Source organism: Paenarthrobacter nitroguajacolicus (genome assembly GCF_029952445.1).
GTDB lineage: Bacteria > Actinomycetota > Actinomycetes > Actinomycetales > Micrococcaceae > Arthrobacter > Arthrobacter nitroguajacolicus_B.
In genome coordinates this window covers 144,193-155,230 of record NZ_JAQPPK010000011.1, presented here as the reverse complement: position 1 = coordinate 155,230, position 11,038 = coordinate 144,193, and the positions used below count along the sequence as shown (strand labels likewise).

Annotated in this window: 12 protein-coding genes; 4 read left to right on the top strand and 8 right to left on the bottom strand. The window is 62.6% G+C overall.

Annotated elements, in window-relative coordinates:
- A partial coding sequence (locus PJL15_RS10395) for a GerMN domain-containing protein (protein WP_281451065.1) occupies positions 1-387 on the top strand: 387 nt, incomplete at its 5' end.
- A 60-nt stretch (positions 388-447) separates the two neighbouring features.
- Here PJL15_RS10395 and PJL15_RS10390 read toward each other — a convergent pair.
- The 3 genes from PJL15_RS10390 to PJL15_RS10380 all read right to left on the bottom strand — a co-directional run bounded on the left by PJL15_RS10390 (position 448) and on the right by PJL15_RS10380 (position 2,966).
- A complete protein-coding gene (locus PJL15_RS10390; RefSeq protein ID WP_281451064.1) occupies positions 448-987 on the bottom strand; it encodes a hypothetical protein in 540 nt (179 codons plus the stop codon).
- Positions 968-2,020, bottom strand: coding sequence for a hypothetical protein (locus tag PJL15_RS10385; RefSeq protein ID WP_281451063.1), 1,053 nt, complete (start codon positions 2,018-2,020; stop codon positions 968-970). The genes PJL15_RS10390 and PJL15_RS10385 overlap by 20 nt, the downstream gene beginning before the upstream one ends.
- 97 nt (positions 2,021-2,117) lie before the next feature.
- Entirely contained in the window at positions 2,118-2,966 is an 849-nt protein-coding gene (locus PJL15_RS10380; RefSeq protein ID WP_281451062.1) for an isocitrate lyase/PEP mutase family protein, read from the bottom strand.
- Positions 2,967-3,078: 112 nt separating this feature from the next.
- On the opposite strand from PJL15_RS10380, the gene PJL15_RS10375 reads away from it, so the two are divergent.
- The 3 genes from PJL15_RS10375 to PJL15_RS10365 all read left to right on the top strand — a co-directional run bounded on the left by PJL15_RS10375 (position 3,079) and on the right by PJL15_RS10365 (position 5,294).
- Positions 3,079-4,386 (top strand): PLP-dependent aminotransferase family protein, encoded by a 1,308-nt coding sequence (locus PJL15_RS10375; RefSeq protein ID WP_281451061.1) that lies wholly within the window; start codon positions 3,079-3,081, stop codon positions 4,384-4,386.
- Positions 4,383-4,811, top strand: a complete 429-nt coding sequence (locus tag PJL15_RS10370; RefSeq protein ID WP_262276426.1) for a universal stress protein — start codon at positions 4,383-4,385, stop codon at positions 4,809-4,811. Before PJL15_RS10375 ends, PJL15_RS10370 begins: the two co-directional genes overlap by 4 nt.
- A gap of 171 nt (positions 4,812-4,982) precedes the next feature.
- Positions 4,983-5,294, top strand: coding sequence for a hypothetical protein (locus PJL15_RS10365; protein ID WP_281451071.1), 312 nt, complete (start codon positions 4,983-4,985; stop codon positions 5,292-5,294).
- On the opposite strand, the gene PJL15_RS10360 is transcribed toward PJL15_RS10365, so the two are convergent.
- The 5 genes from PJL15_RS10360 to PJL15_RS10340 form a co-directional block, all read right to left on the bottom strand.
- A complete protein-coding gene (locus PJL15_RS10360; protein ID WP_281451070.1) occupies positions 5,291-5,887 on the bottom strand; it encodes a phosphatase PAP2 family protein in 597 nt (198 codons plus the stop codon). The genes PJL15_RS10365 and PJL15_RS10360 overlap by 4 nt on opposite strands.
- 37 nt (positions 5,888-5,924) lie before the next feature.
- On the bottom strand, positions 5,925-7,496 hold the full coding sequence (locus tag PJL15_RS10355; protein WP_281451060.1) for a 2-oxo acid dehydrogenase subunit E2: 1,572 nt from the start codon (positions 7,494-7,496) through the stop codon (positions 5,925-5,927).
- Between the two features lie 54 nt (positions 7,497-7,550).
- On the bottom strand, positions 7,551-8,531 hold the full coding sequence (locus PJL15_RS10350; RefSeq protein WP_281451059.1) for an alpha-ketoacid dehydrogenase subunit beta: 981 nt from the start codon (positions 8,529-8,531) through the stop codon (positions 7,551-7,553).
- On the bottom strand, positions 8,531-9,724 hold the full coding sequence (gene pdhA / locus PJL15_RS10345) for a pyruvate dehydrogenase (acetyl-transferring) E1 component subunit alpha (protein ID WP_281451058.1): 1,194 nt from the start codon (positions 9,722-9,724) through the stop codon (positions 8,531-8,533). Before pdhA ends, PJL15_RS10350 begins: the two co-directional genes overlap by 1 nt.
- A 152-nt stretch (positions 9,725-9,876) precedes the next feature.
- Entirely contained in the window at positions 9,877-10,995 is a 1,119-nt protein-coding gene (locus tag PJL15_RS10340) for a histidinol-phosphate transaminase (protein ID WP_281451057.1), read from the bottom strand.
- Positions 10,996-11,038: the final 43 nt, after the last annotated feature.

Genomic DNA, 11,038 nt, shown 5'->3' with positions numbered 1-11,038 from the left:
GTCTACTACGTCGCGATCGACGACGGCGGCGCGCGCGGCGTGCGGTTCGGCTGCAACGACAGCCTGGTTCCTGTGCGCGGCGTGGCGGTCCCGGGCGATCCGCTCACCGTGGCGCTCGGTCGGTTGCTGGAAGCTGGCCTACCGGTGGACAGCGACGCAGCACTCTACGATTCGCTGGCGGGTTCTTCCCTGAAATTCCTTTCCGGTTACATGAGCGGATCCACTGTGGTGGTGAACCTCAGCGGATCCCTGCGGCCAGGCGGGGTTTGCGATATACCGAGGATCCAGGCCCAGCTGACCCACACCGTGGTGTCGGCCACGGGGGCGTCACGGGCGGAGATCTACATCAATGGCCGCACGCTGACGGAGGCGCTGAGCGTGCGGTGAGTGGGGCTGGGTCTGGTTCTGGTTCTGGGTTCCGGTCGGGCCGGCCAGGGCCGATCGAGGCTACGCCGTCGCGATTGCCAGCACCCGCCTGAGGGCCCAAGCCACGCGCAATAAGGCCAGTACCGAGGCGAAGGCAAGCAGGAAGGCCACAGCCTCGGGGATCCACAGGCCCGTGGGCCCGTCTCCTTCAAGGACAACCGTGACCATCGCTGCAATCACCAGTAGGCCGAGCCCGGGAATGGCAAAAAGGAAGACTTCGCCGATCTGGCGTCGGTGGGTAGCCGAGAGCTTCTCCAACGGAAGTTCCCGCTGGCCCGGCGCCGCCTTCTTTCCGAGCACGTTGATCAGCATGGAGACACTCGTGAGGGTGAGCCCAGCCGTGGCACCGGCCAAGGTCGCGAGGGTTTGGAACAGGGTGCGCCGAGCACCAGGGTCCACGCCTTCCAGCAGCAAGGGCTGACCTGCCACGGCAGCTACACCCACCCAGAGAATCACGGCCAGGCCAGCCCAGAGGTAGTCGGCCATTGGATGCAGCAGGAACCAGCGCCACAAGGACCTCCGGCGGCCGGCACGGTCAACATCAACCCCGTACAAGCTCATGACCCGCTCCGTCCTGGTGCTCCCCGGCCGTTTGGCCAGCTTCCCCGGCGTTCACCACAGCCGCGGCAAGGGCTGCACGGACAGCGGCCATTCCTCCAGCGACGATGTCCGGCACCAGGCTGGAGTCAGGGGTCCCCCTGAGGTCCGGCAACGTTTTGGCGAAGAACGCCTCGTTATCCATTGCCTGTTTGTTGAGGATCGAAATCGCCTCGGCAGTGGACTTTTGAGGATCATTGAAGAGGTCCGGATCCACCTCGACGTGGGAAATGAACCGCTCCTTCAGCAAGTCCACCACCTCGCGGTCACCGGTCAGGGAGTCCTTTCCCTCCGCCACGACGTAATCGAAATGCTCCACGGAACCGGCCTGGCGGAAGAGATCGATCAGCCGTTGAATGCGTTCCCTGATCCGCCGCTTGTCTTCGGCACTACCGGTCCTTCCGACGCTCAGGGAAATCCGGAATGTTCCCTGGTTCATCAGGCGGGAGGCACTGTCCAGCACGTCAGCCCACTCGCCTTCCATGAGCTTCCCGGACAGGCGCTCAGCGGGCAGGGCGAACTCAAAGCGGCTCACTTCCAACCGGGTCAGGATTTCCTCGATATCTTCCCTCACCACCGGCACCAAGGTCGGCTCCAAACCGAGCATCCCTTCCAGGTACTCCCCCATTCGGGACGCCCGAGGCCCATTTCCACTGGTCAGCACCGCGATGACGTTGCGTTTGAGGAACGCGAAATAGGTGGTCTCCAACAGATGATCGCCAGGCGCCAAGGGCAACGCCTTCCGGCGGCCGAGCGCATCGCCAACGCTCGGCAGGTTGGTATCGCGGACCCTGTCAAGGAGCAGCACTGGGTAAGGCGATGATGCCACCGCCTGGGCAAGCATTACCGTTCCATCCACGCTGGTGAAGTGCCGGTCCGTTCCGGCTTCCTGCGCCTTCTTCAGGACTTCGGCCAGACGACGCGCGGGGAACGGGCGGCTGAGCTCTTCTCCATTCAGCTGCTCGAACCGCCAGAACTGCACACTGCGCCGTGCCATATGCCCCCTTCGCCGTCGTGGATAGCTTCTGTACCCAGGCTATCGGCGGGGTCCGACATTAAAGCCGGGCACCGCCGTCGTGCGTTTGCCGGACCGGTTACAGGCTGTACTTGGGCCCCTCCTCGAACAATGCATCCATCTCGTCGTGGCTGCGGGTGCCGGCCAGGCCCGCCCAATTACCGTCGCCAAGAATTTCCGTAGCCACGCGGGCCACTTTTGCGTACGCCGCCTTGGCCGTGTTGCCGCCGATGCTGACGCGACGGACGCCGGCGTCGTGCAGTTCAAGGGGCGACGGAGCACCAACGCCCGCCAGCGCGTTGAGGGGCGCCGGGATCTGGCTGGAGAGCTGGTGCAGTACGTGTAAATCAACGACGCCGGGGACGAAGATTCCGTTGGCGCCTGCGGTGAGGTACGACTCGGCTCGCCGGAGCGTTTCGTCGTAGGCAGCGTCGGGGAATTGGCCGGAAAGGTAGGTGTCGGTCCGGGCGTTGATGAACAAGGGGATTTCGCGCTCGTCCGCGACCAGGCGGATCAATGCGATTCGCCGTGACTGTTCGTCGATGTCGGTAAGCGGTTCTGCGCCCGAGTCTTCAATGTTGATCCCCACGGCGCCGGCGTCCAGGACGGCGTGGACCGTGGCACGGAGCTCGTCGTCGGTCCGGCCGTAGCCCGTTTCAATGTCCGCCGTGACCGGCAAGGAGGTAGCGCCCACCACCCGGCCCAGTGCGGCCATGGCCAAGCCCCATGGCACGTGGTCGCCGTCCCGGAAGCCCAGACTCCAGGAGACGGCCGAGCTTGACGTGGCGATCGCCGTCGCCCCGGCTTCCTGGACTACCCGGGCGGATGCCGCGTCCCAAACGTTCACCAGCACCAGCGGCGTTGGTCCTGCGTCGTGGAGTCTATGGAACTGCTTGGCCTTGGTCACGGATCCCCGGTGCGCTGTCATAGCTACATTCCAGCCGCTCCCGCCCACGGCGTAAAGCTCGCATCGCGAAACACGTGGCCGATTTGAAAACAGGTGTTGCCTCATTAGCAACATCGAGGAGTATCCTGTGACTGTGACCCACGAAACATTGGATGCCGGCGCAACGCTGCCCGCTGAAGCCATCGACGCCATTGAGCGGGCCGCTACGGCCGCTCACCCGCACGAGGAACTGTTCTCCGCGCGGGCCGCCAACATCAAGCAATCCGCCGTTCGCGATGTCTTCGACATCTCCATGCAGCCCGGGCTTGTCTCCCTCGCAGGAGGCAACCCCTACCTGCAGTCGCTACCGCTGGAACAACTTGGCCAAACTGCGGCGCGGATCATCGCCGAGGAAGGCATGACCGCCCTTCAATACGGCGGCGGGCAAGGAACGGAAGAACTCCGCGCGCAGATCTGCGAAATCATGGCCGCCGAGGGAATCACCAACGCCGATCCCGGGAACATCGTGATCACGGCGGGTTCCCAATCCGCGCAGGACGTAGCTACCAAGGTCTTCTGCAACCCCGGCGACGTCGTCCTGGTGGAAAACCCCACTTATGTGGGCGCCCTGAACACGTTCGAGGCCTACCAGGTGCAGGTGGAACCTGTTGAAATGGACGACGACGGACTGGTGCCGGAGCTTCTTGAGGCCAGGATCGCCGCGCTTCAGTCAGAGGGCAAGAACATCAAGTTCCTCTACACGATTCCCAACTTCAACAACCCCTCCGGCATCACCTTGGCCGCAGAGCGCAGGCAACGGATCGTCGATATATGCCGTGACGCGAATATTATCGTCCTCGAGGACAACCCGTACGGACTTCTGCGTTTCGACGGCCACCCCATTGCCCCGATGCGTGCGGACAACCCGGACGATGTCATCTACCTCGGGTCGTTCTCCAAGATCTTCGCTCCAGGGCTTCGCATCGGCTGGGCCCTTGTTCCCGCCCATTTGCAGCGGCGCTTCTACCTCGCCTCCGAGGCCGTAACGCTCTGCCCACCGCCTCTGAACCAGATGCTCGTCTCGGCATATCTCCGCGACTACGACTGGCAAGGCCAAATCGACACCTATCGAAGCCTGTACGCCGAGCGCTGCGAGGCGCTGCTGTCCGCACTCGATGAACACATGCCCGCGGGCCTGACCTGGACGCGCCCTGCCGGTGGTTTCTTCGTGTGGGTCACACTGCCCGAGGGCGTGGACACGTATCCGCTGCTCGGAAAGGCGATCGATGCCGGGGTCGTCTTCATCCCCGGCGCAGCTTTCTCCCCCGCCGACGGCCCCTCCAACAAACTGCGCCTCGCCTTCAGTGCGGTGCCGCCGGATACGATTGCCGAAGGCGTGCGACGCCTGGCGCCTGTCCTGGCAGAAGCCATCAAAGCCACCAATGAAGGAGCAGCACAATGACCGGAGTTGTGATTGTCGGAGTCGACGGCAGCGAGACGGCTATGAGGGCGGCGCAGGCAGCGCAACAGCTGGCGCTTGGGCTGGGAGCCAGCCTGCGCGTTGTCAGCGCCTTCGACAGCAACCGGACCGAGGTTGTTGAGATCGGCACGGACAAGTGGATCGTCTCAGATGCTGCCGAAGCCGAGACCGTAGCCCGCACTGTTGCCGAGCGCCTCGCCCATGAAGGCCTCGAGGTGACCTACTCTGCGGCCCGCGGCAAGCCAGGCGAAGCCTTGGTCAAAGAAGCCGAAGTGCAGGATGCCAGGCTCATCGTGGTCGGAAACCGCCGTATGCAGGGCTTGGGCCGCGTCCTGGGAAGCGTAGCCAACACCGTTGCCCACACCGCTCCTTGCGATGTCTACATCGCCAAGACGGACCAGCCCTAAAGCGAGCTGAATCACGTGGCCGGGTGGGGAGACTCACCCGGCTTTCGGCGTTCTCCGGGACTTCCCGCTGAGTCAACCGTTATAAAATTGAGATGCCCCCAATGGCGTGCGCCACCTCCACATCTCAATTTCAGGGGAACATTCTTGCTTACTTTGCAGCCTCGCCAGCGCGTGGGCCACGACATCCTGCTTGCCCGTCACGGCAACAACATCAGCACCATGCGCTACGACCGCGCCAACAACCGGATCGTCGCAATGCTCGACGACGGTTCCTGGGACAGCGCCCCCAACATGATTACGCCTGACCTTGAGATGCCGGAGACCCTTGGCAGCGTTTTTCGCAAGGATTGGCGCTTCTTGTCCCTTGCCTGCGTAGCGATGGTCACTGTGGCCGCCGTCGCGATGGGCATCAGCGTTGAACTCGCCAACAACATGTCAACAACCGAACTCCAGGCACTGCTGGTCAATTACCCGGCCTACTAGAGCATCAGTTCGCGTAGCAGCCACCACAGGCCGGCGATCACGATGCCGCCAAACAGCGACCCCACGATGACCTGTCCCAAGGTATGGGCCCGAAGGACCAAGCGGGACCAGCCCACAGCCGGAACGAGAACCAGCAGCGGGAGCCACGCGGGGCCGAACATGAGGATGGCAATGACCACTGCCGCCGCGAGTGCGGAGGCGTGGCCGCTCATCTTCCAAAAGGCACTGACCACCGCCAGGACCGCGATGCCGCCGATCAGGGCGATGATCATCACGGAGACGCTCACCGGCCCACCGAGCAACTGCAGCACGAACAGGCCGGCCACCACGGAAACCAGTGCCATCAGGAGCAACGCCGGCCGTTGCCGCCGATCGCTGACGTGATGGTCAGTGATCCGACCAAGCTTGACCATCACCAGCACATAGGCAAGCGGTAGCACGCAAACGAAAAGAGCTCCCAGCAGGCCGAACCACATGGTCCCCGGAAATCCGGATTCGATGGCAGGACTGATCAGCAGCAGGACCAGGACGACGATGGGCGGCTGGAAAACTTCAGTCAGGACACGGGCAACCGTTCGCCAGGGTCCTCCCAGAAGCTGAGGGGGCGTGTGTACGGGCTCCGTGGTCCGGTCAATCAAGCAACAGCGCCGGTTCTTCAAGAATTGCGGCGACGTCTGCCATGAAGCGCGCGGACAAGTCGCCGTCGACCACTCGGTGGTCGAAGGAACCGCCGAGGGTGGTAATCCACCGCGGAATCACTTCGCCATCCAGGACCCAGGGCTTCTGCTTGATGGTTCCGAAAGCAATGATGGCCACTTCCCCCGGGTTGATGATCGGGGTGCCCGTATCGATGCCCAACGCGCCGATGTTGGTGATGGTCAGGCTTCCACCCTGCATCTCGGCAGGCTGCGTCTTGCCGGCGCGGGCCTTGGTTGCCAGCTCATTGAGTGCCAGCGCCAGTTCCTTAAGGGAAAGGTCCTGGGCATCCTTGATGTTGGGGACCATGAGGCCGCGCGGGGTTGCAGCGGCAATACCCAAATTCATGAAGTGCTTGACCTGGATCTCGGCACCTCCCTTGCCGTCAGCGTCCTCCACCCAGGTGGCGTTAACGCTGGGGTTGCGGGCTGCAGCCCAGATAACGGCCTTGGCAAGGATGAGCAGCGGGGAGACTTTGATGCCTTCAAAATCGCGCGAAACCTTGAGCCGCTTGACGAACTCCATGGTGCGGCTGGCGTCGACATCCACAAAAATGCTGACGTGCGGCGCCGAGAAAGCGGAGTCCACCATGGCTTTGGCAGTCGCTTTGCGGACTCCCTTGACCGGCACACGCTCGATGCGTTGGTCCTGCGGCTTCCTCGAAGCTCCCCAGAAAGTGTCCGCCTGATCGTGCTCGGCGTCGCGCTGGGCCTGGTAGCTCACCAGGTCCTCACGGGTCACTTCACCGCGCTGCCCGGTTGCGACGACGTCGGCGAGGTCGATGCCAAGATCACGGGCAAACTTACGCACCGGCGGCTTGGCCAGGACCTTGTTAACCAAACCGCTGATGGTGCCGCTGATGGCCGCACCGCGGGTAGCCGCCGGCTGCTGCGCAGCAGATTGAGCCACTGCGGCGGACGGCTGCAATGGGGCGGACGGCGCCTGCCGTACCGGTTCGACGACGGCGCGTGCCGCCGTCGGACGCTGGGGGACCTGCGGTTCGGCTGCTTTTGCTGCCAAGACCGCTTGGTTGTCCTGGACTGTTCCCTCGGCATTCTCGGCGACCGGGACGGCGTCAGCCACGGCACCGGCCGGACGTTTGCGGGCACGGCGCTTGACGGCGTCGGCCTTGGGTCCTGAACCCACCAGCGGGCCGCCTGCGGGCTGCTCCCCTGCCTCAGCGGTCAGCTTGCCGTAGACAGGAGATTCCTCAGCTGCTCCTGCAACTTCCGGAGCCTGCGGCGCAGTTTCGATGGCGCCCTCCTGGCCCTCCGAAACAGCGATAATCGCAGTTCCCACCTCAACGGTGATGCCTTCTTCCACCAACAGCTCTGTAACTGTGCCGGCAAATGGCGACGGCAGTTCAACGAGGGACTTGGCGGTCTCGATCTCGCACAGGACATCGTTGATCGCAACGGTGTCGCCCGGCTTTACCTTCCAGGCAACTACCTCGGCCTCGGTCAAGCCTTCTCCGACGTCCGGCAGGTTGAATTTCTTTACAGTCACAGTGGTCCTCGATTTCCGGTTACCAGGCAGGAAAGCCGGGCTGGATCAGGGCGGTTAGTAGGCCAGGGAGCGGTCAAGGGCTTCGAGGATCTTGTCGATGTCCGGCAAGTAGTCCTCCTCCACCTTGGCCACTGGATAGGGCATATGGAAGCCGCCCACGCGGATCACCGGGGCCTCAAGGTGGAGGAAAGCGCGCTCACTGATTCGTGCCGCGATCTCACCGCCGATGCCGCCAAAGGTCGGGGCTTCGTGGGCCACGATCAACCTGCCGGTCTTCTTCACGGAAGCTTCCACGGTGTCAAAGTCCACTGGAGAGATGGAACGGAGGTCGATGACCTCAATGCTTCGTCCGTCCTCGGTGGCAGCGTTGGCGGCGGCCAACGCAACCGGAACCAACGGGCCGTAGGCCACGATGGTGGCGTCGGTGCCCTCCCGGACAACATGTGCCTTGAAGGGGTCCTCCGACAGGCCGGGGTTCTCTACATCCACTTCACCCTTGAGCCAGTAACGGCGCTTGGGCTCGAAGAAGATCACGGGGTCCTGGCATTCGACTGCCTTCTGGATCATCCAGTAGGCATCGTGGGCATTGGAGGGCGTGATGATCCGCAGGCCCGCGGTGTGCGCGAAAAGTGCTTCGGGTGACTCCGAGTGGTGCTCGATGGAGCCAATGCCGCCGCCATAAGGAATACGGATTACCACCGGGACGGTCAGCTTGCCGAGGCTCCGGGCATGGATCTTGGCGAGCTGGGTGGTGATCTGGTTGAAGGCCGGATAGACGAAGCCATCGAACTGGATCTCACACACCGGCGAGTATCCACGCAGGGCCAGGCCGATGGCCGTACCCACAATGCCGGACTCGGCCAACGGAGTGTCCAGGACACGGTCGTCACCGAATTCCTTGATGAGGCCATCGGTAACCCTGTAAACACCGCCAAGATGGCCGATGTCTTCACCCATCAGGAGCGACTTCGGGTTCCCCGCCAAGGTGGCGCGCAGACCCTCGTTGATGGCCTTGGCAATAGTCATTGTTGCCATCAGTTGGATGCCTCCTGGTCGCTTTCGAAGCCGGCCGAGTATTCCTCGAACCAGGCCAATTCCTCTGCAATCAGCGGATGTTGCTCGGCGTACACGCTTGCGAATGCTTCCCGGATGTCCGGTACTTCCAGGCCGTGCGTGGTGCTTCGCACGTACTTGGCCAATTCGTCGCCGTCGGCCTTGACCTGATCAAAGAACGCTTCGTCAGCGAGCCCTTCGGCGCGCAGGTACTTTTCCAGGCGGTCCAGCGGATCCTTCTCGCGCCAGGCAGCTTCTTCGGCCGACTCCCTGTACTTGGTGGGGTCATCCGCCGTGGTGTGGGCACCTACCCGGTAGGTGTAAGCCTCGATCAGGACCGGGCCGCGGCCTTCCCGCGCGTGCTCCAGGGCCCATTCCGTCACGGCATGGACGGCAATGACATCGTTGCCATCAACGCGGATGCCCGGGAAACCGTAGCCTTTTGCGCGATTGGCCAATGGAACCTTGGTCTGGACTTCGGTTGGCACCGAAATGGCCCAGTGGTTGTTCTGGCAGAAGAACACCACGGGCGCGTTATAAGACGCCGCGAACACCATTGACTCGTGAACGTCCCCCTCGGAGCTCGCGCCATCTCCAAAGTAGGCAATGACAGCGGCTTTGGGATCAGTTGAGTCTGTAGCCCCCGCGGACTTCTGGTCCCGCTGGATGCCCATGGCATAGCCCACGGCGTGAAGGGTCTGCGCAGCGAGCACCAGCGTGTACAAGTGGAAGTTGTTCTCACGCGGATCCCAGCCACCGTTCGAGACTCCACGGAACTGCTTCAACAACTCCGCGAGGTCCACATTCCGGACGAGTGCCACACCGTGCTCGCGGTACGTGGGAAAGATATAGTCCTGCGGCTGGCTTGCGTGGCCGGAACCGATCTGCGCAGCCTCCTGGCCCGTCAAGGGGACCCACAAGGCGAGCTCCCCCTGGCGCTGAAGGGCGGTGGATTCCTGGTCAAAGCGACGGATCCTGGCCATGTCGGCGTAGAAGACCCGGAGCTTCTCCGGATCGATCCGCTTGGCGTAGTCCGAGAAGACCGGGTCCGACCCCAATGTCCCGTCGGGTCCGAGCAACTGCACCATTTCCGTCGGCTCGCTTGGTGCGGCTGCCAACGCGGTGGTGGCCGCGAGAGATTCTTCCGTCCCGGGGGGCAGTTGTGTCGAGCCCATTCCGTCTCCTTGCTTTGCCGCTGGCTGGTTGCCGGACAATGTCTGTCGCTGGGATATATGCCCGTTCCGGAATGCATTCCGGAACGGGCATATTTTTGGCTTTCGTCCCTTACTTTATCGGCAGTAAGTTCGGTTGGCGCATTTGTTAACCGCTAGGAACCACGCGGCGCCTTTGTATAACCTGCACAGAGATTCAAGAATCGCGTGTTGGCCTCCACTTCGCCGATGCTGACGCGTACGCCCTCGTTGGCAAAGGCTCGAACGGACAACGCCTGCTCTGCGGCAAGGGCCGCAAATTCGGCACTGTTCCCGCCCAGATTCAACCATATGAAGTTGCCTTGGGCCTCAGGAACGAACCAGCCCAGCTCCCGCAGCCCGGCGGTGACGCGGTCACGTTCGACCACGAGGCTTTGTACCCTTTCCACAACCTGGTCGAAATTCTCAATCGAGGTTACTGCGGCGCGTTCGGCAATTTGTGAAACCGCAAATGGCGTGGCCGTTACCCGAAGATGTTGGGTGAGGGCCGGACCCGCCACGCTGTATCCCACGCGAAGACCCGCCAGGCCGTGGGCCTTGGAAAAAGTCCTCAGGACAACAACGTTCGGGTATTTGCGGTAAAGCTTGATGCCATCCACAGCTTCGGAGTCCCGCACGAATTCCTGATAGGCCTCATCAATAACAACCACCACGTTGGGCGGAACAGACTGGATAAAGCGTTCTGTTTCCTCAGCGGTCAGAATCGGTCCGGTGGGGTTGTTCGGAGTGCACAACAGGATCACCTTGGTGCGGACGGTAACTGCCGCGGCCATCGTGTCGAGATCGTGCCGTCCATCTGCCAGCAAAGGTATTTGGACACTGGCAGCACCTGCCAGCCCCACGCAGATGGGGTATGCCTCGAAGGAACGCCAGGCGTAGATCACTTCGTCGGCTTTGCCGTCGTCGTTCTGCCCGGCAAAAGTTGCGAGAATCTGGTTCAGTGCCCCGAGGCTGCCGGCGCCGGTGACGACATCGTCAGCCGGGACATCCAGGAATCCTGCAAGGGCCGTCCTCAGCTTCGTTGCCAGAGGATCAGGGTAGCGGTTGATATCTGTCTGGTCCGATATTGCCTGCAGCACTGCAGGGATCGGAGGCAGCGGGTTCTCGTTGGACGACAATTTGTAGCTGGTGAGGCCTTCAATAGCTGCCGGTGGTTTACCGGCAGCGTATTTTGGAAGCCTGTCCACGACCGGTCGAGGGAGTACGCCCTCCGGTGCGTTGTCAGTAGTAGTCATGGCTTCAAGCCTACTTGTACCCCCGCCGCGAACGGAGTGGCAC